Below are 22,735 nucleotides of genomic sequence, written 5' to 3' on the forward strand. Positions count from 1 at the left end.
AGAGTTACGGCGGCCATAGCGGAGGGGAAACGCCCGGTCCCATTCCGAACCCGGAAGCTAAGCCCTCCAGCGCCGATGGTACTGCACTCGACAGGGTGTGGGAGAGTAGGACACCGCCGAACACAACTTGAACCAAACAACCCCCGACCATCACGGTCGGGGGTTGTTTGCATTCGAAACCACCACCCACACAACAGTATTCGCCGCTCTCCTGCTGCTGAACACGCAGACGCCTGCACCTACACCCCCAGTCCCATCACTCGCCGTACGGGGCCGCCCGTCCAGCCACCCCCGATCGCGAACGCGCGCGCACACGCCGAACGCGAGCAGAACCGCGACACCACACCGCGCGCACCTGACAAACGCGCGCGCGTTCCCAAAATCCGGGTGGGTCTCGAGGTCTGGCCACCCTGGACCGTGCCGGGCCTCTGACGCCGGCTACGTGACCTGTCACCCCCTAACCCCGGCTAGCAAACGCGAGCGCGTTTGCCGGACACGAGCAGATCGGCGACACCACACTGCGCGCATCTGACGAACGCGCGCGCGTGTGAGCAACCCAGGGGTGCCGGCGCGACCGGCCGCGTCCGATAGCGCTGGATGTCCACTTGCGACTCCCACCCCGTCGCGCACGTGAGCGCATTCGCGCAGACAGAGGAACTCGGTGCTACCCAACCGTGTGGCTGCTGGGACGTCACCCCTCCCCGTCGCACACGCGAGCGCGTTTGCCACACGCGAGCAGATCAGTGACACCGGACTGCGCGCACCTGACGAACGCGCGCGCGTTTGCGTAGACCGAGAAGGCCTACCGCCCAACCTGATCGGAGTAGGCCGGCAACACTCCACCACACATTCGAGTGCGCCCTGAAACACACAGCTGCGCAACCATTGTCGACTGCAGAATTTAATCGGTGGAGTTCGACGCCTCGGCAGTGCATGATCGTCGTACGGGTACATCGCATCGATCGTGGAGGTGGACAATGGCAGCATTCTTCGAGCGCGCAGGCCGCGGCGTCGTCTACACGCGGTCCGCGTTTATTGCCGATCATGCTCTCTGAGTAGAGCTTTCGCGGATCGAGGCCGTTGAGCCTCGCAGCATTACGCGTCGACTATTTTGCGCCGCACGGCTGTGCTCCGTGTGAGGCGTCCATTCTTTCTCTAGGAGAACAGATGTACTACGAACATGTCCTGAGTGAACATCGACAACGGGTTGCCCGGGGTGTCGAGAACTACGAACGGCGTCGCATTGCAGCCGAACGTGCGGCGGAAAGCGTTGCGGCACAAGATAAGGCCGAGTCCAAGCAGGAATCGGACGAGGCAGCCACCGGAAACGACGATGAAACAGCCGGAAACGGTGACTGTTCTGAATCCGGTACCGGGTCCGGATCGGTATCGGCAGATCGCCGATCGGTCATCGTTTGACCAGATGTGAATATCGATCGCCGGCTGCGTCGATGAAGTCGCGCACGAACCAGCACGCAGGGACCACTACGAGGCCTTGCGTGCTGGTGTCGTCGAGGGCGTACTCGGTGATCGCGGCGGCCAGCCCTCGGCCGCGGAACCGAGGCAGTGTCACGGTGTGGTGGAAGGTGCGGACGCCGTTCGAATCGAAGTACTCGGAGTACCCGGCGGGTTCCGCGTCGACGTGAATTTCGTATCGGTGGGCGGCGGTGTCATGGGTGATCGTCACCGGCATTGCGCTACCTCCTGACTGTGTTCGATGTCTCCACGGTAACCGGCAGTCGAACTGCGGTTGTTCGGTAGTTACTCGAGCAGGCATCGACGCAGTAGGCTGAGGGAAACCGAGTCGTGCGAGCGCCACCCGTCGCAACACCTCTCTTCATAAGTACGGGGCGCTCGAGGCTTAAGGCGGCAATCCGTGGAAGACACATCCGACCGGGGAATCAAAGCTTTCATCAGAACCGTCGCGCAGCGCGGTGGACGCGCGGAGCGTCTGACCACTTCGCGTCGCAATCCCGTCCAGGTCTGGTCGATGGACGGTAAGTCCTCCTGCATCGTGCGGGTGCGATCGAAGGTGACGGGCGACTGGAAGGCCCGCAGGCAGGACGAGTCGCTCGAGAGCGACGACACGGGGTCGTCGTACTGGGTGTTCGTGGACCTGGCTGCTGAAGAACCGCGCTTCTACATGGTGTCCTCCGAGGAGATGGCGTCGGACATTCGCGGAGAAGTGGATCTGTGGGTACAGGATTCACCGCTGCGGACACGAACCGGGCATCACGCAATCGCAGTCGACAGGGTGGCTCACGGCAGTGAACGCTGGGAACTGCTGGGACTGAGCGCCACCCTGGACACGTCGGTCGACGTCGGACCCGAGCAGACGTGGGTTCGCACGCCTCGGGTCAAGGCAACGCGAAAGTCGAAGGTCGTCGTCGAGGAAGAAGTGATCGACAACCGGGTGCGGGTGGTGGCCGATTGCGAGGGTTACCGGCTCAGTGGGCGGTTCGACCCGCAGACTCAGCGCCTCGAAATCACAGCCGGGCCGATGGAGGGTCGACGGTTCGACAACCCGTCCGTCGCCGCCAGTGCCGTCGCCACGCACATCAGCGGAGACGTCGAGGAGCGGGATGGCTGGCAGTTCTGGCAGTTGGACACTCCCGATCGCGCCCCCCTCGGTTCCTTTCAGTAAGAACTAGCAGGTGAACGCGGTGATTTTGTGAGCTGTCACCAACTTCGCGCAACGTGCGGAAACCGTCGAAGTGCCTGATTAACCTGGCGCTTGTACGACGAGCTCCCTGTTTCAATCGCTGGGTCGAATCGATGCTCGAGAGTTCGTCTGTGCATCGGGTTTCGGGTCTCAGCGAGCTCGACGGTCGACAGTGCGAGGGGTGCTGTCGACCGTGGGGAGAGGTATTCACCATGGAGCAGTCATACCGAGCGGCATCCGCTCATTCGTCCCGCTTCCTTTTTCTCATCGCACAGTTCGTCGATCGAAGAATTCCGGCGGAGTTCTTCTTGACGCAGTTTCGAGAACTTCAGAACACGCGGGTGACGTACCTCGATGCAGAGGTGTCGTCGGTGATCGGGATGCTGTCGGTGGACGTCGGGGCGTATCTGGGAGACGTCGACATCCGCGGCGTGGACTACATCGATGCCGAACAACTGTGGCGTGCGGCCGGCCATGCGTTTCGTGACCTCATGACGTTGCAGTCCGAGCAGTTCGAGCGCGAGGCCGGCTGATCCGCCACTACAGACCGTCAGCGGAATCGATCACGGTGTCGCAGAAGGTCTTCCAGCCGAAAGCGTCGGTGCGTGCCACGCATTTCGATCGGTAGGTCTCCGGCGTCGGCCAGGCGTCGGACGTAGGTGTCCGAGACACCGAGCACCTCTGCCGCCTGCGAGGTCGTCAACAGTTCTTCGACGGTTCCGATGGCCACAGCCCTGGCGGTGGCCAGCTGGGTGAGCAGTTCGAGCACAGCAGCGCGCGCGGAGTCGTCCAGGTCCACCGACACTCCGCCGAGAAGCACATCGATGTCGGTGTCCGTGTTCTCGTGCAGTGCCGCCGTGATTCGCGCGGCGGAGCGCGAACTCAGCGCACGGGTGACGAATCGGAAGTCCATCCGACCAGGATAGGAGCGTCCGGTTCGCCTAGGCTCGAGACACCCACCATGCGAGGAGTGTTTCAGTGCCGCAGTTGTTGCACCTGGATTCGTCTGCCGACCTGTCCCGTTCGATCAGCCGCCGGGTGACAGCCCACTTCTCGGACGCGTGGCACAGCATCGGAACCGACCATTCGGTGATTCGCCGTGATCTGCACGTCAACGCTCTGCCACATCTGCCGACCTCGGCACTGCATTGGGCACCGCACCTGCGGACTGCCGACGAGGTCGTGGACGCAGCAGCCGAGGCTCTCCAAGTCGAGCTGATCGAGGAACTGATCTCCGCGGACGTCGTACTGATCGGTGCGCCGATGTACAACTGGTCGATCCCGTCGACGCTGAAGGCCTGGATCGACTACGTGCACGTTCCCGGCATCACGGTGCCGTTCGACGGCGACACAGCACCACTCGTCGGCAAGCCTGCGGTTGTGGTCACCAGTCGGGGGAACGAGTACACCCCGGGCTCGGAGGCAGCTTCGATCGACCACACCACGGGGCAGCTGCAGCAGGTTCTCGGTGCCGCGCTGGGCATGGACGTGCATTTCGTCCCGATCGACCTGACTCTTGCCGAGCGGGTTGCCGGTCTGGCCCCGAAGATCCCGCAGGCTCGGGCCAGCCTCGACGCAGCATTCTCGGCCGTCGACGAGCTCGCGCGGCGTTTGGGCACGATCGCGCCCGTGTGAGAGCCGAGTAACCTGTCAGGGTGCAACCGAACGGCCCTGGTAGCGGCATCGAACGTGGACCAGGACGTCACCGGTTGGCGCGTCCGTCCGGCGACCACGCCGTTGCGCTGCGGATCGGCCGGGTGCTCGTCGCGACGGCGGCGGTGGCGTCCATCGCAGTCAGTGGCGTCGGATTCGCGGTGTACCGGGAGGCAACCACCGGACTGACCACTTCCGATGCGCTCGACGGTATCGCGAACAACGATCCGGACGTCAACGGTGCCGACACCAACATTCTGCTGATCGGACTCGACAGTCGTAAGGACATGGACGGCAACGATCTGCCGGCCGCGTTCGTCACCGACACCCTGCATGCCGGTGACAGCGATGTCGGGGGATACAACACCAATACCCTTCTCTTGGTGCATCTTCCGGCCGGCGGTGGACGAGCGACAGCGCTGTCGATACCGCGTGACGACTACGTCGACGTTCCCGGGTACGGCAAGCGGAAGATCAAGGAGGCCTACGGGCTCGCCAAGGCCGACGCCGACACCCAGTTGCTCGACGAGGGTGTCACCGACGCAGCCGAGCGTGAGCGTCGAGCACGCGAGGCGGGGCGCCGCTCGACGCTGACGGCCGTTCGCGATCTGCTCGATGTGCCCATCGACCATTTCGCCGAAGTCAATCTTCTGGGGTTCTACGACGTGGCGACGGCAGTCGGCCCGATCCAGGTGTGCCTGAACAACCCGGTGCACGATACGTACTCGGGCGCGAACTTCCCTGCGGGTGCACAGGAATTGAGCGCGACTCAGGCGTTGTCCTTCGTGCGTCAACGGCACGGACTCGACAACGGTGACCTCGACCGAACCAAGCGGCAGCAGGCGTTCGTGGCCGGGGTGATGGCCAAGCTCAGCGCATCCGGCGTGCTGGCGAACATCAGCGAATTGCGTGCGCTGATCGCCGGTACCAAGAACGACATCGTCATCGACGCAGGCCTCGACCCGGTCGGCCTGGCCGGGGGAGCCGGTGCCGTCATGAATGGCGATATCGACTTCTACACGCTGCCGATCACCGGCTACGACACCGTCGACGGTCAGGACGTCAATCTCGTCGACGTCGACGCCATCAGAGCCGAGGCAGCGCGATTGATCGGTCCTGCGCAGCCGACACCCGCAGCCCTCGATCCGACGTCGGATCCGGCACCACCACCGCTCGAGGAAGCCGTACCCGAGCCGTCCCAGGATCTACCGGCCGCCCCGGACCAGGGTGTGCACAGCAACGGCGGCATCCCCTGCGTCGACTGAGCCCTGCGTCGACTGAGCCCTGCGTCGACGGGGTCAGCGGTTCGGCGTGCTCGACAGAACTTCCATCAATTCCTTTTCGACGGCGGCGAACTGTGGCGTCGTCACGATCTCGAGCTCCCGGGGTCGAGGCAGCGGTACGTCGACCTGTCGTCGAACGTGGGCGGGTCGTGGCGAGAGCACCACCACCCGATCGGACAGGTAGACCGCCTCGCGGATGTCGTGGGTGATCATCAGCACCGTCCACCTGAACTCCGACCAGACCTGCTGCAGCCAGGCCTGCATGTCACTACGGGTCAACGAGTCCAATGCCCCGAAGGGCTCGTCCAACAGCAACACCGACCGTCCCTGCACCACGGTGCGCAGCAGTGCTGCTCGTTGCCGCATGCCACCGGACAGTTCGGACGGGCGAGCGGACTCGTAGCCGTCGAGACCGAACACCGGGAACAACTCGCGCGCCCGAGCTCGTGCCTCCCTCTTGGCGACGCCTTGGACTTCGAGGCCGAGCGAGGTGTTGTCGAGCACCGATCGCCACGGGAACAGCAGGTCCTTCTGCGGCATGTAGGCACACGACGGGACTCGGACCGAGCCCGAATCGGGTGCATCGAGGCCGGCGAGCATGTTGAACACCGTGCTCTTGCCCGAGCCGCTCGGACCGATGATCGACACGAATTCACCGGGCCGGACGCCGAACGACACGCCGTCGAGTACCGGTTTTCCGTCGAACGACTTTCTCAGAGCCGAGACGTCGATGCTGTGCTCGACGTCAGACATTGTGGGCTCGACGTCAGACATTGTGGCCCGCCGAGTCGTGACGTGCCCACGGGGCGACGACGCGTTCGACCACGAACGTGGAGACGAACAGGAGCACGCTGATCACCGCGGTGACGGCAACGGCTGCAAGTACCAGATCGGTACGGAACGAATTCTTCTGCTGACTCATGTAGACACCGAGTCCTGCAGTGGCTCCTGCGTATTCGGCAAAGATCGCGCCGACTACCGCGTACGTGATGCCGATGCGAAGCGAGGTGAAGAACCGGGGAAGTGCCGACGGCAGCCGCACGTACCGGAACTGCTGCCAGCGGCCGGCCCCCATGCTGGACAGGAGGGCTCGCGCGTCGCGATCTGCGGCGGCGAACCCTTCGATGAGCCCGATGGCCATGGGAAAGAACGTTGCCAGTGCGATCACGAGAATCTTGGGCAACAGTCCGAACCCGAACCAGATGATGAGCAGCGGTGCGATCGCGATGATCGGCAGTGTCTGCGAGACGACGAACAAGGGTACGAAGGCACGGCGCAGCCACGGCGAGAAGTCCACGGCGATGGCGAGCAGCCAGGCCAGCACGAGAGAGACTGCGAACCCGACGAGTGTCACCTGCAGTGTCGCTGTGGCGTTCTCGGCAATCGCCTCGCGTTGGGCCCAGCCCTGTGTGAGAACGCGACCGGGGGAGGGCAGTACCTGTGGCCTGATGCCGCTGACCTCGACATAGATCTGCCACACCGCGATCGACAGGGCGACGACGGTCACCGCGGGCCACGCCCACCGCAACGAAGCTCGGATACCGCTGAATGAGAACGTCTCTCGCTCGGCGGTCACCGGCTCATCGATCGCCGAGGTAGTCATCGGTGAAATAGGTGGACCAGTCCGGTTCGGCGCTCAGCGGTGCACCGTTCTGATCGGTGAGTACCCCGCTGTCGTAGAGAAACTTCGAGTACGCGGTCCACGTGTCGATATTCTGTCGTCCGACCTCGCCCGCGGAATCCTTCATGTACTTCTCTGCGAGCATCTTCTGACTCTCGAACACCAACGACTCGTCGGTGAACGTGCCGGGATTGGCGTCGATCAGATCCTGAGCCGCCCTGTCCGGATCGTCCGCCGCGAGTTGGTAGCCACGCTGCAGCGCCTGCACGAACTTCTTCGCCTCGTCCGGATGCGCAGCCAGCCACGGTTCGTTCCCGCTGATCGTGATGGCGTACGCATCGGGGAATCCGTAATCGGTGTAATCGAAGTACTTCATCGGCGTTCCGCTGTGCTCGGCCTCGATGCCCTCCCATGCGAGGTACGACACCGTGAAGTCCGCAGTGCCGGAGTACACCGCCTCGTAGGCCGATGTGCCGAGTACGACGGTCTCGTATTCGCCTGTGCCACCGTCATTCTCGATGACCTGTCGAAGCCCGGCCTGCTCGCCGGATTCACCGAAACCGGCGTAGACCTTGCCGTCGAGTGCGCGTGGGCTCGCGATGTCGTCCCGATCCGCACGCACTCCGATGCCGGTGGCCCAATGCTGCAGTGGTGCGAGGACGGACACGGTCCGAGCGCCGGCCGATCTGGCGAAGACCGTCGAACTCTGGGTGCTGATACCGAATTCGGCGTTGCCTGCGTCGACGAGCGTGTCCGCGGCGGTGTTGTTGTACGGCAGTACTTCCACATCGAGCCCGGCGTCGGCGAAGTAGCCCTCCTGAAGGGCGACGTAGAGGCCGGTGTGATTGGTGTTGGGAGTCCAGTCGAGGGCGAAACGGATGGTGTCGGAATCCGTCGACTGCGAGCAGCCGGCCATCACCGTGGTCGCGAGGACTGTCGCCGCCATCACCGTGAGCAGTCGAGACGTTCTCATGCGTGCACCGGGCTTTCGGTCGAGGGCCACGCAGTGGGGTGTAATGCGCTGTCCCAGAACATCAATTCGTATCTGGACGCGACGACGAAGGCGTCGATCATCTGCTCACGCTGTAGTTCCGTCGCAGAGTCGGCCGCGTCGTCGACGAAGCCCTTGGCAGCTTCGACGATGGCATGGAATTCGGGTGCGTCGTAGTTGGCCACCCACTGTGCGTAGGGATGACCGGGATCGCGTGCCAGCACTGCTTTCGCCGCTCCGGCCAACGAGCGGCCGACGTCGGCGTAGATCCAGAAGCACGGCAGAACAGCCGCCGCCGCAACGGGATACGGCTCGGTCGCCGCGGCGGCCGTCAGATAGGAGGTGTAGCCGAGGCATACCGGTGACGGAGCCGGCGTCTCGGTGGCGGAGGGGAGAACGTTTCCGGTGAGCATGGCCTCGTGCGAGGCGGCCTCGTCCATCGCGCTCGATGCAGCGCCGGCCCAGAACGCTCCGGCTACCGGTGTCGGGGCGTGCGCTGCCAGCAGGGACAGCGCCTTCACGTAGCCACCGAGATACAGCGAATCCTGTTCCAGATATCGACGAAATGCGTCGAGTGGAAGTGTCCCCGCACCGAGCAGGCGGAGGAATTCGAGATCGTCGATCGCGCGTCTGATGTGCGCGGATGCGTCCCAGAGTCGATCGGTGAAGCGGACCGGGTCCGCAGATACAACAGGCGTCATCGCCTTGACATCCCTTCGTCAGTATTACCTGCATCAGGTTCGGCGGGTTTGATCTCAGCATCCGCATCGGCGGACACACCCCGTGTCAGAACGTCAGTGACAGTAACACCGGTCACCATGTACCGGTGTTACTGCCCCTTGGACCTCGGCCTGGGTCTAGCCCAGCATGTCCTCGAGCTCCATGCCCTTGGTCTCGCGGATGTTGGACTTGACGAAGAGGAACGACAGCGCCGCGAAGAGCGCGAAGCCGGCGTAGATGACCCACAGTCCGACGGACGACGTCAGTGGTGGGAAGGCAAGCGTGACAGCGAAGTTGGCGATCCAGTTCGCAGCCGTACCGATACCCAGTGCCATGGCGCGCATCCGGTTGGGGAACATCTCGCCGAGCATGACCCACATGATGGGTCCCCAGGTCGATGCGAAGAAGATGACGAACAGATTCGCCCCGACCAACGCGATCGCACCCCACGGCGAGGGCAGGCTGACCTCGTCGCCGCTGCCGGTCGCCTGCGAGAAGGCGACGGACGCCATGACGAGTCCGACGAACATTCCGACGGACCCGGCCATCAGCAACTTGCGCCTGCCGATGCGATCGACGAACAGAATGGCCACGAACGTCATGGCGACGTTGATGACCGCCGTGATGACCGAGGTGGTGAACGACTGGTCCTCGGTGAACCCGACCGACCGCCACAGCGTCGTCGAGTAGTAGAAGATTGCATTGATGCCGACCAGCTGTTGCAGGACGGCCATCGTGATGCCCACCCAGACGATCGGCTGCAGACCGAACTTGGGGCCACGGATGTCGGCGAACGACGATCGGGCCTCCTTGCGCAGCGTGAGCCTGATCTCGTGCACTCGCTCGTCGGGATGCAGCTCGCCGGTGATGTTCGCCAGGACCGCGGCGGCTTCCTCGTCCAGATGCTGACCCACCAGATAGCGCGGTGATTCCGGGATCAGGGTGGCCAGGATTCCGTAGACCAGAGCGGGTATCACACCGACGAGGAACATCCAGCGCCACGCCTCGACGCCGAACCACAGGTCGTTGGAGGCTCCGTCGGCCGCGCCTGCAAGAAGGGCGTCGGAGAGCAAGGCAGCGAAGATACCGATGGTGATCGCCAACTGCTGCAGCGAGGCCAGAGCGCCACGCCATTTGGCGGGCGCGATTTCGGCAATGTAGGCCGGTGCGATGACCGACGCGATGCCGATGCCGAGACCGCCGAGCACACGCCAGAGCATGAGATCGGGAACGCTGAACGCGAATCCGGAGCCGACCGAAGAAATGGTGAACAGAGCCGAGCCGAGCAACATCACCTTCTTGCGGCCCCAACGGTCGGCGAGACTACCGGCGAACCAGGCACCGATCGCGCAGCCGATCAGGGCGATCGCCACGACGAACCCGGTGGTGAACGAGCCGAGAGAGAAGTGGCTTTCGATCGAATCGACAGCTCCGTTGATGACCGAGCTGTCGAAGCCGAACAGGAAGCCGCCGACAGCGGCGGCGACGCTGACGCCGATGACCTTCGCTGTGTGACGGTCCGAGGTCTGATTCATGTGTGACGCACCTTCTGGCCGCGCGTGGGCGCCGGCCGCTGGGGAGACCGTACGGCAGGGATTGTCGTACCGTCCTCGGACATTACGCCTGGTCTTTCGCTGCGCGAACGACGCCGTCAGCGAAGGTCGAAATCGTCGTCCGAGACGGTGAAGCCATGGCCGACCTGATCGGTGCAGGTGACTCCGGTCTGCTCGTCGACGCTGCATCGAACCCCGTTGGTGGAGCCACTACCCGGCACGGTGAGTTCTTCGCCGTACGGGAGCGCCGCCGCGGGTCCGTCGAATCGGTGGAATTTGGGATCGCCCAGGCTCTCGAACTTCGCCGGGGAGCCGGCGATGATCTGCACGGAATTGGGTTTCACGCGGTCGGTGGATGCACTGTCGGTCACCTCGGGGGCCGAGTCGGGCAGCGATCCGTGGCAACCGGCGATCGACGTCTCGAGAACGGCTATACCGCACTCGAACTTGCCGCTGGGGCTCGTGAAGTAGTACCAACCCGGAGCCTTGCCCGCGTACTGCTTCGGGTTTGCTTGCTGTGAAACTGCACTCGGCGTCGTCGCTGTGGTGCTGGAAGGCGACGTCGTGGAGGACGTTGTGGACGGCGCACTGCTCGACGGCAGAGCACGGGCGCTGGTCGGAACCGCCGTGATCGGCTGGGGGCGGTCGGTGATCACCGTCGCCATCGGTCCGTCACCTCCGCCGCCCGAACCGCAGGCGGACAACAAGAACACCGCGAGGGCCGCTGCTGCGACGGATCCGATTCTCTTCATGACTCGTTCCTCGGTTCGTTGGAAGTGCTGCCGGGGGTTTCGAGGGGACCGGCGTCGGGGATGGAGTTGGTACGTTGAGCAACGACCGAAGGGGAGGTGCGATGGACACCACGTCCGACTCCACCGTGCGTGTGAGCACGCCGTACGGCGACGTTCTCGGCTACCCGGTTGCGGCCTATGCATCGCCGACAGTCGCCTGGAGGGGTATTCCTTACGCGACGCCGCCGGTGGGTGAGTTGCGGTTTCGAGCACCGCGTCCCCTGCAGCCGTGGAACGGCGTGCTCGACGGTCTGCACTTCGGTGCGATGGCACCGCAGGGCCGCGACAGCCCGGTCCCGATCGATCCGTCGTTGTCCATCTCCGAGGATTGCCTGTCGCTCAACGTCTGGGCGCCACGGCCCGACGGCGAACTGCGTCCGGTGCTGGTGTGGATCCACGGCGGCGCGTATTCGCTCGGTTCGTCCGCGCAACAGGTGTACGACGGGCGACATCTGAGCGAGAACGGCGACGTGGTCGTGGTTTCGATCAACTTTCGTCTCGGTGCCTTCGGCTTTCTCGATCTGTCGTCCTTCTCCACCGACGAACACGTCTTCGAGACCAATCTCGGCCTGCGCGACCAGATTGCAGCGCTGCATTGGGTCCGGGAGTGCATCTCCGCCTTCGGTGGGGACCCCGACGAGATCACCGTCTTCGGCGAGTCCTCCGGGGGCGCGTCGGTCACCACTCTGATGACCTCGCCCAAGGCCGAGGGGCTCTTCCATCGAGCGATCGTGCAGAGTGCCCCGGCTACGTCGGTGTACGGCCCCGAACGCGGTGCTGCGGTGGCCGCCCGGTTCCTCGAGCTCGTGGGGATCGACCGAGACGACGTCGGCGAACTGTTCGAGATGCACTTCACCAGACTGGTCACCGCGGGGGACGCCCTCTGCTACGAGATTCCGACCACAGTGCCTGGGACTCTGGGTCTTTCGCCCGTCGTCGACGGAGACATCGTGCCCCGCTACCCGGTCGCGGCCTTCCAGAAAGGTCTGTCGCACCGAATTCCGTTGATCATCGGCACCAACCACGACGAGCCCTCGATCTTCCGGTTCATGAAGTCCCCGTTGATGCCGATCACGTCCGACACCGTCTCGGAGATGTTCCGAGCCATCGCGCACGATCACGCGGACATGCCGGCCTCGCGCATCGCGGACATCATGGCCGCCTACCCGGACCGGAACAAACCCGCTGGGGCGCAGGCCATCTCGCGCGACGCAGGCTTCGTCATGCCGAGTCTGTGGATCGCCGACGGGCACAGTAGGCACTCCCCGACCTGGATGTACCGTTTCGATCACGCGACGCCGATGCTCAAGGCTGCGCGAGTAGGGGCCGGCCACGCGACCGAATTGCCGTACGTGTTCGGCAATTTCGGAACTCTCAACCGAGATCCGACCTTCTGGCTGGGGGGTCGGAAACCGGCGATGGCGGTGTCGGCCCGGGTGCAGCGGCGGTGGCTGGCCTTCGCCCGGTACGGGGTACCGGCCGCGCTGGACGCGTCCAAGCACTGGGCCCCGTACACCGAGAAGAATCGATGGACTCTGGTGATCGATACATCCGACACTCTCGTCGACGATCCCGACGGAGACATGCGGGCTGCCTGGGGCGACCGGGTGGTGGGATTCAGCTGACCCGTCGCTGGTCCGCCTCCGGGTCGTTCCGCAGGCTTCACTCCTGCTGGGGACGTCACAGGCATTCATCGAACGTAACAGCAAGAACACCGGTCGCTGGAGTCACAGCGGTAACAATTGGATGTCAGCAACCAGTCGGTGGGTGCGGTTATGTTCGGTGAGTGTTGATGTCCAGGATTGTCGAAACCTCTCGTGCCGTGGCCGCGACGCGTTCGCGCAAGGTCAAGATCGAGCAGCTCGGTGCTCTGCTGTCCGAGGCGCAGGCGGGTGACATCGAGCCGGCGGTGTCGTGGTTGTCGGGCGAATTGCCGCAGGGGCGGATCGGGGTCGGCTGGCGCACACTCGCCGATCTGGATGTCTCGTCCGCCTCGGAGTCGACTCTGACCGTCGCCGAGGTGGACGACGTGCTGTCCGAAGTGGCGGCGACATCGGGCGCGGGTTCGGCTGCGCGGCGCTCGGCTCTGCTGCTCGGCTTGTTTTCGCGGACCACGGCCGACGAGCGGCAGTTCGTCATCAGGTTGGTCACGGGCGAGCTGCGGCAAGGTGCGCTCGAGGGCATCATGGTCGACGCTGTCGCTGCTGCCACCGGTCTGCCACAGGCGTCGGTTCGGCGGGCGTTCATGCTGTCCGGTCGATTGACCGCCACTGCCGTCGCCGCCGTGACCGGTGGTGTCGAGGCGTTGGACGCCTTTCGACTCGAAGTCGGTCGGCCGGTTCGCCCGATGCTGGCGTCGCCCGCGGAGTCCCTTCGTGGTGCCTGGGAGCAGCTGGCCGGGGACGTGACGGTCGAATACAAGCTGGACGGCGCTCGAATTCAGGTACATCGCTCGGGAGCCGACGTGAGCATCTACACCCGCACCCTGCGCGATATCACCGCCGGTGTGCCCGAGCTGGTGGAATTGGTCCGGGCATTGCCGTGCGAATCCGTCGTTCTCGATGGCGAGACCCTTGCACTGGACGACAGTGGCAGACCGCGTCCCTTCCAGGAAACGATGAGCCGGTTCGGTGCCGAGAGTGCACACGAGTTGTTGCTGCAGCCCTATTTCTTCGACTGTCTGCATCTCGACGGCGTCGATCTGCTCGACTCTCCACTCGAGAAGCGCCTCGCAGCGCTCGACAAGGTGGCGCCGAACCATCGAATTCCGAGTACCGTGCGGCCCGACGCCGACGGGGCGGCTGCCCACTTCGACGCCGCTCTCGACGCCGGGCACGAGGGAGTGATGCTCAAGGCTCTGAGCGCACCGTACGCGGCGGGCCGTCGCGGAAAGAGTTGGCAGAAGGTCAAACCCGAACACACTCTCGACCTCGTGGTTCTCGGAGCCGAGTGGGGATACGGCCGCCGTACGGGCTTTCTGTCCAACCTGCATCTGGGGGCTAGCGATCCCGACGGCGGTGAGCCGATCATGGTCGGCAAGACGTTCAAAGGCCTGACCGACGTGCTCCTGCAGTGGCAGACGGAGGAATTCCCGAAGCACGAACGCGAGCGCGATCAGCACACCGTGTACCTGCGGCCCGAGTTGATAGTCGAAATCGAACTCGACGGTGTGCAGGTCAGTTCACGCTATCCGGGCGGTGTGGCACTGCGTTTCGCCCGAGTGCTGCGATACCGACCGGACAAGAACCTTGCCACCGCAGACACCATCGATGCCGTCCGCGCGTTGCTGCCCCACTCGAACTCATGACTGCGCCGACAACTGAGCACGATTAATACATACGAAACCGGACGAACGATCCCGTAACACGGCGCAAAATACCTTGAGGGTGCAAGCCAGCGAGAGATGGAGTGCCGATGATGTCCACAGTTCGAGCTGCACTGGTCCAAAGCGCGTGGACCGGTGACAAAGAATCGATGATCGCGGCACACGAGGGGTTCGCTCGGTCCGCGGCCGAGCAGGGCGCGAAAGTCGTCTGCTTCCAAGAACTTTTCTACGGCCCGTACTTCTGCCAATTGCAGGATGCGAAGTTCTACGAATACGCCGAATCCGTACCGGGCCCTACGGTCGACCGCTTTGCCGCGTTGGCAAAAGAGCTCGGAATCGTCATGATCCTGCCGGTGTACGAGCAGGAGCAGCCAGGTCTCCTCTACAACACTGCCGCCGTGGTCGACGCGGACGGCACTTATCTCGGTAAGTACCGCAAGCACCACCTTCCTCACGTCAATGGATTCTGGGAGAAGTTCTATTTCCGTCCGGGAAACCTGGGGTGGCCGGTGTTCGACACCGCTGTCGGCCGCATCGGTGTCTACATCTGTTACGACCGGCATTTTCCCGAAGGTTGGCGCGCTCTCGGACTTGCCGGTGCCGAGATCGTGTTCAATCCCTCGGCCACCTCACGGGGTCTGTCGAACTACCTGTGGAAACTCGAGCAACCGGCCTCGGCCGTTGCGAACGAGTACTACGTCGGTGCGATCAACCGCGTCGGAATCGAATCCGAGTACGGCGACGACGACTTCTACGGCACCAGCTACTTCGTCGATCCCGAGGGCAAATTCGTCGGCGAGGTGGCGTCGGATTCCGAGCCCGAGATCGTCGTTCGAGACCTGGACATGGATCTGATCAAGGTGGTCCGCGACCGATGGGCGTTCTACCGTGACCGCAGACCCGACGCCTACGGTCCACTGGTGCAACCCTGATGGCCACCACCTTCGTGCACGGTGGAACCGTCGTATCCACTACCGGCGCACAGAAACTGGATGTGTTGATCGACGGTGAGACCATCGTCGCGGTGCTGGCACCCGGCTCGGTGACCCTGGCCGCGGATCTCGAGACGTCGGCGGACGTCGTCATCGACGCCACCGGGAAATACGTGATTCCGGGTGGCGTCGACGGACACACGCACATGGAGATGCCGTTCGGTGGCACGTTCGCGTCCGATACGTTCGAAACCGGAACTCGCGCAGCTGCGTGGGGTGGTACGACGACCATCGTGGATTTCGCCATTCAGACTCCCGGCCAACGGGTGCAGGACACTCTGGCGCAGTGGCACGACAAGGCCGCCGGGCGGTGCGCGATCGATTACGGGTTTCATCAGATCATCGGCGATGTCACCGATGATTCGCTGAAATCCATGAGCGAGTTGGTGTCCGAAGGGGTCACCAGTTTCAAACTCTTCATGGCGTACCCGGGCGTGTTCTACTCCGACGACGGCAAGATCCTGAGAGCCATGCAGTCGGCAGCGGAAACGGGTGCGCTCTTGATGATGCACGCGGAGAACGGGATTGCCATCGACGTCCTCGTGGCCCAGTCCATCGCGCGCGGCGACACGGCCCCGTACTTCCACGGGACATCGCGTCCGTGGCAACTCGAGGAAGAGGCCACGCACCGAGCCATCATGCTGGCCGACGTCACCGGCGCGCCGCTGTACGTCGTGCACGTGTCGGCCAAGCAGGCTCTCGAGCAGATTGCGCAGGCCCGGGGCAACGGGCAGAACGTGTTTGCCGAAACGTGTCCGCAGTACCTCTATCTCTCGCTCGAAGAACAACTCGGTGCACCCGGCTTCGAGGGGGCCAAATGGGTCTGCTCGACGCCCCTGCGGTCGCGAGCCGAGGGCCATCAGGACGAGTTGTGGCGCTACCTGCGCACCGGTGACGTGGCAACCGTCAGTACCGACCACTGCCCGTTCTGTATGAAGGACCAGAAAGAAATGGGAATCGGCGATTTCTCCAAGATTCCCAACGGAATCGGGTCGGTGGAACATCGCATCGACTTGATGTTCCAGGGGGTCAAGAGCGGCAAGATCACCCTCGAGAAGTGGGTCGACGTCTGTTGCACCACCCCGGCCCGGATGTTCGGTATGTATCCGAGAAAGGGCGTCATCAGCCCGGGAGCAGATGCCGACATCGTGATCTACGACCCGAACGGGCACACCAGCATCGGGGTCGAGAAGACCCACCACATGAACATGGACTATTCGGCGTACGAGGGTTTCGAGATCGACGGGCACGTGGACACCGTGATGTCTCGCGGGCGCGTCATCGTCGACAGTGGATCCTATTCCGGCACTGCGGGACACGGCCGCTTCGTTCGCCGCGACCTGTCACAGAATCTGATCTGAGCATGGACATCGGGGTGGTGCTGCAGTGCAATCCGCCGGCGTCGCGGGTGATCGATCTGGCCAGACAGGCCGAGACACATGGGTTTTCGCACGTATGGACGTTCGATTCGCATCTGCTGTGGCAGGAACCGTACGTCATCTACAGTCAGATTCTGGCCGCGACCAGGCGTGTGACCGTGGGTCCGATGGTCACCAATCCGGCTACCCGCGATTGGACCGTAACGGCGTCGACGTTCGCGACACTCAACGACATGTTCGGCAATCGAACCGTCTGCGGTATCGGTCGGGGTGATTCCGCGGTCCGCGCTCTCGGAGGGAAGCCGACAACGCTTGCCTCGCTTAGAGACTCGATCGAGGTGATCCGAAATCTGGCCAACGGGCGCAGCGCCCGGGTGGGTGAGACGACGGTGCAGTTTCCGTGGGCGGAACACTCGACGCTGGAGGTGTGGGTCGCGGCGTACGGACCGAAAGCCCTCGAGCTCACCGGGCAGGTAGCGGACGGATTCATTCTGCAATTGGCAGATCCGGATATCGCTGCGTGGACGATCGGCCGGGTGCGTGCTGCGGCCGAGCAGGCGGGCCGAGATCCGGATTCGATCTCGATCTGCGTGGCAGCTCCCGCCTACGTCACCGACGGTACCGAGGCCGGGCTCGAACATGCCCGCGATCAATGTCGTTGGTTCGGTGGAATGGTCGGCAATCACGTCGCCGATATCGTCGCACGCTACGGCGGTGACGGCGGCGGTGTTCCGCAGGCACTCACCGACTACATCGCGGCGCGCAAAGGGTACGACTACAACGAGCACGGTCGAGCCGGAAACTCGCACGCAGAATTCGTTCCGAACGAGGTGATCGACAGGTTCTGTCTGCTCGGTACCCCGGCCGATCACATCGCCAAGCTGAAGGAGCTGGAGACACTCGGCGTCGACCAGTTCTCGGTCTACCTCCAGCACGATGCCAAAGCGGCGACGCTCGAAGCGTACGGAGAGAGCATCATCCCGCAGATTCGCACATCTGTCACGGCTACGTCGTGACGGGCGACGGGACTGTTGCCGTCGGCCAGTCGTACGCTCCGGTGAGTGTCACACCGAAGAAAGGCGGCAAGTAGATGGATCACGTGTTCTACTCCTGGTCGGCGCAGGCCGAACTGAACCCGATCACCGTCGAGGGTGCCGAGGGGTCGTGGTTCTGGGACGACAAGGGCAATCGGTACCTGGACTTCTCGTCCCAGTTGGTCAACGTCAATCTCGGGCATCAACACCCCGACGTGGTGGCCGCCATCGTCGAACAGGCCCAGGTTCTGACGACCATCTCGCCGACCGTGGCCAACAACAAGCGCAGTGAACTCGCTGCTCTGATCGCCGAACGCGCTCCGGGTGATCTGAACCGGGTGTTCTTCACGACGGGCGGTGCCGAAGCCGTCGAGCATGCGGTGCGGCTGGCGCGCCAGCACACCGGACGCACGAAGATGCTTGCCGCCTACCGCTCGTACCACGGCGGAACCGGAGTCGCTATCGGTCTCACCGGCGAGCCGCGGCGATGGGGTACCGAGCCGACCAACGTCGACGTCGTACGCTTCTTCGGGCCGTACCCGTACCGGTCGCCCTGGGGCACAACGACTCCCGAGGACGAGACAGCCGCAGCGCTGGCGCACCTCGAACAGGTCATCGTGCTCGAAGGCGCGCAGAACATCGCCGGGCTGATCCTGGAATCGGTCATCGGTACCAACGGTGTGCTGATCCCGCCGCCCGGATATCTGGCCGGCGTTCGAGCGCTGTGCGACAAGTACGGAATCGTCTACATCGCCGACGAAGTGATGGTCGGGTTCGGGCGAATCGGCGAATGGTTCGCGTGCCAGGCCTGGGATGTGACACCGGATCTGATCACCTTCGCCAAGGGCGTCAACTCCGGATACGTGCCCCTCGGCGGGGTCGTGATCTCGGAGAAGATCGCCTCGCAGTTCGACCACAAAGCCTATCCGGGCGGGTTGACCTACTCCGGCCACGTCCTCGGGTGCGCCGCGGGTGTGGCATCCATCGGAGTGTTCGAGCGCGACAAGATCCTTCCGCACGTGCGTCACGTCGGCGAGGACGTACTCGGTGCGGGCCTGTCCAAGCTGGCCGAATCTCACCCCAGCGTGGGCGAGGTGCGCGGCAAGGGATTCTTCTGGGCCGTCGAGTTGGTCAAGGACGGCACGACGCGGGAGCCGCTGGTGCCCTTCGCCGCGTCGGGCAAGGACGCGGCGGCGATGGGCACCGTGACCGCCGCGGCGAAGTCACGGGGTCTGTGGCCCTTCGTCGCAGGCAACCGTCTGCAGATCGCGCCGCCGCTGACGACGACCGAGGACGAGATTCGTCAGGGACTGGAAATCCTCGACGAGGTATTGACGGTGGCGGACGGGTTCACCGTCTGACTCGGGGTCGTGCGCGGAAACTCGACTCCTGCTACGAGGCAGGAGTGGAGCCTGCGGAACGACCCGAAAACACTGCGCGCACGTGCGGCGTCAGCCGCTCTGATCAGAGCACAGCACCGGGGTTGAGGATTCCGGCCGGATCGAGAGCGGTCTTGATTCGCCGGGTCAGTTCCATGACGTCTTCGCCGACTTGATCGGGTAGCCAGGCCTTCTTGAGGCGACCTACGCCGTGTTCCCCGGTGATGGTGCCGCCCAACGAAATTGCCAGATCCATGATGGCTCCGAATGCGACGTTGGCCCGGCGAGTCATGTCGGCGTCCTCGGGGTCGAACACGATCAGCGGGTGGGTGTTGCCGTCTCCCGCGTGCGCGATGACGGCAACCAGCACGTCGTACTTCTTCGACAATTCGGCGATACCGTCGACGAGAGCCGGGAGGGCGGGTAGCGGAACGCCGACATCCTCGAGCAGCAGGCTGCCGAGTCGCTCGACCGCTGGGATGGCGAATCGTCGTGCGGCAGCGAAGGCCTCACCCTCGTCGGGGTCGTCAGTGGTGAAGACATCCGAGGCACCGGCCTCGGTGCATGCTGCGGCCATGATCTCGATCTCACGCCCTCGATCGGCACCGGGGGAGTCGGACCGAGCGATGAGCATCGCCGCTGCCTCGCGGTCGAGTCCCATGTTCATGGCGTCTTCGACGGCACCGATGGACGCACGGTCCATGAACTCGAGCATCGACGGTCGCAAGGTACGGGTGATGGCCAGAATGGCAGTCGTCGCATCGTGCACGGAGGCGAACGAAGCGACCACGGTGCTGGCCGGAGGTTGGGCCGGGATCAGCCGCAGAGTGATCTCGGTGATGATGCCCAGGGTGCCCTCGGATCCGACAAACAACTTCGCAAGAGACAGTCCCGCAACGTCTTTCAGGCGTGGACCGCCGAGTCGGACGGCCGTTCCGTCGGCCAGGACGACCTCGAGTCCGAGAACGTAATCGGTGGTGACGCCGTACTTCACGCAGCACAGACCGCCGGCGTTGGTCGCGGCATTGCCGCCGATGGAGCACATCTCGAACGACGACGGATCCGGGGGATACCACAGGCCGTGTTCGGCGACTGCCTTCTTGACTTCGGCGTTGAGCAACCCGGGTTGTACGACGGCTATGCGGGTCACCGGGTCGACGGTGATCTCGCGCATCAGCTCGGTGGTGAGCACGATCCCGCCGTCGACGGCCGTGGCACCACCGGACAGGCCCGAGCCGGCCCCGCGCGGGACGACCGCCACCGCGTGTTCGGTGGCCCACCGCATGACGGCTCTGACGTCGTCGGTGGACTGCGCGCGGACCACGGCCAATGGGATACCCGCGTCGGGGTCCTTGGCCCAGTCGCGTCGGTATCCCTCGGTGATGTCGGGGTCGGTGACCACGGCACCGGCGGGAAGCAGCGCTTCGAGCTCGTTCAGGTGGGCATCTGCATCGGTCGTCACCGACATCCGGTTCTCCTCACGTCGTACATGTGACCGTCGCCACTCGAGTCTGTCACGACTCGCAGTGGGGCGTGAACGAGGACGCCGCTGGGATTGTCCGAGTCACATCATTAACACCAGCCCCAGGCGTTACCAGATCGATGCGTCGTCGACACGCAATGTTGTAGTTCGCAGCGCTAGCGTCCAGCGCAGCGCATCTCGCACCCCATGCGGTGCGGGTCGACAAGGAGGCTGCACGATGATCGATCCCGGAAGTGACTCCTGGAACTGTGTGGCGGCGATGTTCTCGTACGAATTTCTCGGGGGCGGAGTCGAATACGACACCATCGAGCGCATTCACCGCGGCGAGGTCGACGAGTGGGTGCACGCGTTGCTGAAATCCGGGATGTTCGAGAGCGCGACCGTCGCGGCCATCGCCGACTCCTGGCGTGCAGCACCCCGCCGACTGTTCGACATGCTCGTCCTCGACGCCGACGAAATGACTGCTCGCCGTTGCTCTCTCGCGTGGTCGTCTCTCGACCGGCTCGCGCCGCTCGCTCGCCTGGGCTGATCACGGTTCACGCACCCAGAATTGTCCTCCCGGAGTCGTCGACCACGATTGCCTGGCTGTCGGTCAGTCCGTGAGTTTCGATTCCCTCGCGTCGCAGACGGCGCAGCGTCGCCCACCCCGAATTCTGCTCGTCCAGCACGGAATCGAGATGCGGGACGACGGAGAAGTCGACGAGACCGAGCCCGCTCCACACCGGATCGATGCCTGCGACCGGCCGTACCTCGTTCGGGTCGTCGGCATCCTCGACCCCGGCCAGCGACGGCGCAGCGACGCACGCTCCCGCGCTGTACCCGCCGTAGGCGATGGTGTCGGCCCGAACGCGCCCGCGGATGACCTCGTCCGCACCGGAACGAGCCATCTGAGCGCGCAACACGAACGTGTTGCCACCGCGGACCCAGACTGCGTCGAACGCTGCCAGGGCGCGCTCGAATGCGGCCGGCCTCCCGGCGAAATCGCGCAGATCCAACTCCGACGGCCGATATCCCAACGCGCGCAGGGGTCCGAACTCGCTGCGGAGCGAGGATTCGCGGGCGGTGGCGGGCCAGGCATCGGCCGCATTGGCGATGACCGCGAGATCGGCGGGCGGGCCGGTGAGGCGGGCGAACTCGTCGGAATGGCCGCCGAATCGATACGAAGACAAGAACAACCTCACGAGGTCTGCTCCCCGGCGACCCTGGCCATTCCGGATCGAATTGCCTCGGCCACCCGTTCGGGTTCACGCAGGCGACGGGTGACGAACCCCGCCGCGAACTTCAGTCGGTCGCGGTCCCAGCGCGGCACCACGTGCAGATGCAGGTGAAAGACGGTTTGGAATGCGGCGACGCCGTCGTTGATCACCAGGTTCGCACCGTCGGCGCGGAGGTCGGAGTCGCGCACTGCGCGCGCCAGCGTGTGCCCGACGCGGAAAACCTCGGCAGCTGTGTCCGGTCCGGTGGAGGTCAGGTCTGCGGAATGCTCGCGCGGAACCACCAGAACATGGCCCCTGCTGATCGGTCGAATATCGAGAAAGGCGACGGTGTGCTCGTTCTCGAACACGCGGTGGGCAGGTGCGTCGCCGGCGACGATGGCACAGAAGATGCAAGATTCCACGATTGTCACTGTAAGGTCCGATCATCACGGATAGACCTGTATGGCGTGCATCACAATTGCTCGCCCTGTAGTCGCGAAATGTCGAAACGGACTCGATTCAGAACGAATCGGACTGTGTTCTGGGTTACCCGCGCTCCATTACCTGTGGCTACTATCAGGAACCTCGTGCCTTGTCGCATGGGTTCGTCCACTCGTCGCAGATTTCGAGCCATTGGCCGATCGGTGGGCACCATTCAACGCAGGAAGACGGA

Annotated in this window: 23 protein-coding genes, 1 rRNA gene and 1 riboswitch; of the genes, 13 read left to right on the forward strand and 11 right to left on the reverse strand. The window is 64.1% G+C overall.

Annotated elements, in window-relative coordinates; translation table 11 throughout:
* Positions 1 to 5 precede the first annotated feature (5 nt).
* Positions 6 to 122 (forward strand): 5S ribosomal RNA (gene rrf, locus E4P29_RS23775).
* Positions 123 to 1,080: 958 nt separating this feature from the next.
* Positions 1,081 to 1,419, forward strand: coding sequence for a hypothetical protein (locus tag E4P29_RS23780; protein ID WP_135047452.1), 339 nt, complete (start codon positions 1,081 to 1,083; stop codon positions 1,417 to 1,419).
* Here the strand turns inward: E4P29_RS23780 and E4P29_RS23785 are convergent.
* Complete coding sequence (locus tag E4P29_RS23785) at positions 1,409 to 1,693, reverse strand: GNAT family N-acetyltransferase (RefSeq protein WP_135047454.1); 285 nt, start codon at positions 1,691 to 1,693, stop codon at positions 1,409 to 1,411. The two genes, E4P29_RS23780 and E4P29_RS23785, sit on opposite strands and share 11 nt — an antisense overlap.
* A 183-nt stretch (positions 1,694 to 1,876) precedes the next feature.
* Here E4P29_RS23785 and E4P29_RS23790 point away from each other — a divergent pair, with 183 nt between their 5' ends.
* Positions 1,877 to 2,644: a hypothetical protein gene (locus E4P29_RS23790; RefSeq protein ID WP_135047456.1), complete on the forward strand. Its 768-nt coding sequence runs from the start codon at positions 1,877 to 1,879 to the stop codon at positions 2,642 to 2,644.
* Between the two features lie 230 nt (positions 2,645 to 2,874).
* Positions 2,875 to 3,195, forward strand: a complete 321-nt coding sequence (locus E4P29_RS23795) for a homoserine dehydrogenase (protein ID WP_135047458.1) — start codon at positions 2,875 to 2,877, stop codon at positions 3,193 to 3,195.
* Positions 3,196 to 3,212: 17 nt separating this feature from the next.
* On the opposite strand, the gene E4P29_RS23800 is transcribed toward E4P29_RS23795, so the two are convergent.
* The gene (locus tag E4P29_RS23800) at positions 3,213 to 3,575 is read right to left on the reverse strand and encodes a helix-turn-helix domain-containing protein (RefSeq protein ID WP_135047460.1); all 363 of its coding nucleotides are present in this window, start codon (positions 3,573 to 3,575) and stop codon (positions 3,213 to 3,215) included.
* A gap of 65 nt (positions 3,576 to 3,640) precedes the next feature.
* On the opposite strand from E4P29_RS23800, the gene E4P29_RS23805 reads away from it, so the two are divergent.
* The gene (locus tag E4P29_RS23805) at positions 3,641 to 4,297 is read left to right on the forward strand and encodes an NAD(P)H-dependent oxidoreductase (protein ID WP_135047462.1); all 657 of its coding nucleotides are present in this window, start codon (positions 3,641 to 3,643) and stop codon (positions 4,295 to 4,297) included.
* 20 nt (positions 4,298 to 4,317) lie between these two features.
* Complete coding sequence (locus E4P29_RS23810) at positions 4,318 to 5,580, forward strand: LCP family protein (RefSeq protein ID WP_135047464.1); 1,263 nt, start codon at positions 4,318 to 4,320, stop codon at positions 5,578 to 5,580.
* Between the two features lie 33 nt (positions 5,581 to 5,613).
* On the opposite strand, the gene E4P29_RS23815 is transcribed toward E4P29_RS23810, so the two are convergent.
* The 6 genes from E4P29_RS23815 to E4P29_RS23840 form a co-directional block, all read right to left on the reverse strand.
* Positions 5,614 to 6,351 (reverse strand): ABC transporter ATP-binding protein, encoded by a 738-nt coding sequence (locus E4P29_RS23815; protein ID WP_135047466.1) that lies wholly within the window; start codon positions 6,349 to 6,351, stop codon positions 5,614 to 5,616.
* Between the two features lie 13 nt (positions 6,352 to 6,364).
* On the reverse strand, positions 6,365 to 7,201 hold the full coding sequence (locus E4P29_RS23820; RefSeq protein ID WP_135047468.1) for an ABC transporter permease: 837 nt from the start codon (positions 7,199 to 7,201) through the stop codon (positions 6,365 to 6,367).
* Positions 7,179 to 8,192, reverse strand: coding sequence for an ABC transporter substrate-binding protein (locus E4P29_RS23825; protein ID WP_135047470.1), 1,014 nt, complete (start codon positions 8,190 to 8,192; stop codon positions 7,179 to 7,181). Before E4P29_RS23825 ends, E4P29_RS23820 begins: the two co-directional genes overlap by 23 nt.
* Complete coding sequence (locus E4P29_RS23830; RefSeq protein WP_135047471.1) at positions 8,189 to 8,911, reverse strand: TenA family protein; 723 nt, start codon at positions 8,909 to 8,911, stop codon at positions 8,189 to 8,191. Before E4P29_RS23830 ends, E4P29_RS23825 begins: the two co-directional genes overlap by 4 nt.
* Positions 8,905 to 9,004, reverse strand: a riboswitch (TPP riboswitch). (Overlaps the previous gene by 7 nt.)
* Positions 9,005 to 9,067: 63 nt before the next feature.
* The gene (locus E4P29_RS23835) at positions 9,068 to 10,465 is read right to left on the reverse strand and encodes a sugar porter family MFS transporter (protein WP_135047473.1); all 1,398 of its coding nucleotides are present in this window, start codon (positions 10,463 to 10,465) and stop codon (positions 9,068 to 9,070) included.
* Positions 10,466 to 10,581: 116 nt separating this feature from the next.
* Positions 10,582 to 11,235 (reverse strand): hypothetical protein, encoded by a 654-nt coding sequence (locus tag E4P29_RS23840; RefSeq protein WP_135047475.1) that lies wholly within the window; start codon positions 11,233 to 11,235, stop codon positions 10,582 to 10,584.
* Between the two features lie 101 nt (positions 11,236 to 11,336).
* Here E4P29_RS23840 and E4P29_RS23845 point away from each other — a divergent pair, with 101 nt between their 5' ends.
* The 6 genes from E4P29_RS23845 (at position 11,337) to E4P29_RS23870 (ending at position 19,365) form a co-directional block, all read left to right on the forward strand.
* Positions 11,337 to 12,899, forward strand: coding sequence for a carboxylesterase/lipase family protein (locus E4P29_RS23845; RefSeq protein ID WP_135047477.1), 1,563 nt, complete (start codon positions 11,337 to 11,339; stop codon positions 12,897 to 12,899).
* 161 nt (positions 12,900 to 13,060) lie between these two features.
* The gene (locus E4P29_RS23850; protein WP_135047479.1) at positions 13,061 to 14,581 is read left to right on the forward strand and encodes an ATP-dependent DNA ligase; all 1,521 of its coding nucleotides are present in this window, start codon (positions 13,061 to 13,063) and stop codon (positions 14,579 to 14,581) included.
* Positions 14,582 to 14,691: 110 nt separating this feature from the next.
* On the forward strand, positions 14,692 to 15,531 hold the full coding sequence (locus tag E4P29_RS23855) for a nitrilase-related carbon-nitrogen hydrolase (protein WP_209205501.1): 840 nt from the start codon (positions 14,692 to 14,694) through the stop codon (positions 15,529 to 15,531).
* Positions 15,531 to 16,952, forward strand: a complete 1,422-nt coding sequence (gene hydA / locus E4P29_RS23860) for a dihydropyrimidinase (protein WP_135047482.1) — start codon at positions 15,531 to 15,533, stop codon at positions 16,950 to 16,952. Before E4P29_RS23855 ends, hydA begins: the two co-directional genes overlap by 1 nt.
* 2 nt (positions 16,953 to 16,954) lie before the next feature.
* Entirely contained in the window at positions 16,955 to 17,986 is a 1,032-nt protein-coding gene (locus E4P29_RS23865) for a TIGR03842 family LLM class F420-dependent oxidoreductase (RefSeq protein ID WP_135047484.1), read from the forward strand.
* Positions 17,987 to 18,060: 74 nt separating this feature from the next.
* Complete coding sequence (locus tag E4P29_RS23870; protein WP_135047486.1) at positions 18,061 to 19,365, forward strand: aspartate aminotransferase family protein; 1,305 nt, start codon at positions 18,061 to 18,063, stop codon at positions 19,363 to 19,365.
* A 103-nt stretch (positions 19,366 to 19,468) separates the two neighbouring features.
* Here the strand turns inward: E4P29_RS23870 and E4P29_RS23875 are convergent, their stop codons facing one another.
* Positions 19,469 to 20,851, reverse strand: coding sequence for an FAD-linked oxidase C-terminal domain-containing protein (locus tag E4P29_RS23875; protein WP_135047488.1), 1,383 nt, complete (start codon positions 20,849 to 20,851; stop codon positions 19,469 to 19,471).
* A gap of 232 nt (positions 20,852 to 21,083) precedes the next feature.
* Between E4P29_RS23875 and E4P29_RS23880 the strand changes: the two genes are divergently transcribed.
* Positions 21,084 to 21,395, forward strand: a complete 312-nt coding sequence (locus E4P29_RS23880) for a hypothetical protein (RefSeq protein WP_135047490.1) — start codon at positions 21,084 to 21,086, stop codon at positions 21,393 to 21,395.
* A gap of 7 nt (positions 21,396 to 21,402) precedes the next feature.
* On the opposite strand, the gene E4P29_RS23885 is transcribed toward E4P29_RS23880, so the two are convergent.
* Complete coding sequence (locus E4P29_RS23885; RefSeq protein ID WP_135047492.1) at positions 21,403 to 22,047, reverse strand: Type 1 glutamine amidotransferase-like domain-containing protein; 645 nt, start codon at positions 22,045 to 22,047, stop codon at positions 21,403 to 21,405.
* Positions 22,044 to 22,484 carry an HIT family protein gene (locus E4P29_RS23890; RefSeq protein WP_032401264.1) on the reverse strand — a complete coding sequence of 147 codons (441 nt, stop codon included), beginning with the start codon at positions 22,482 to 22,484 and terminating at the stop codon, positions 22,044 to 22,046. The genes E4P29_RS23885 and E4P29_RS23890 overlap by 4 nt, the downstream gene beginning before the upstream one ends.
* Positions 22,485 to 22,735: the final 251 nt, after the last annotated feature.

The sequence above is a fragment of the Rhodococcus sp. 1R11 genome (assembly GCF_004563845.1).
In the GTDB taxonomy this organism is placed as follows: Bacteria; Actinomycetota; Actinomycetes; order Mycobacteriales; family Mycobacteriaceae; genus Rhodococcoides.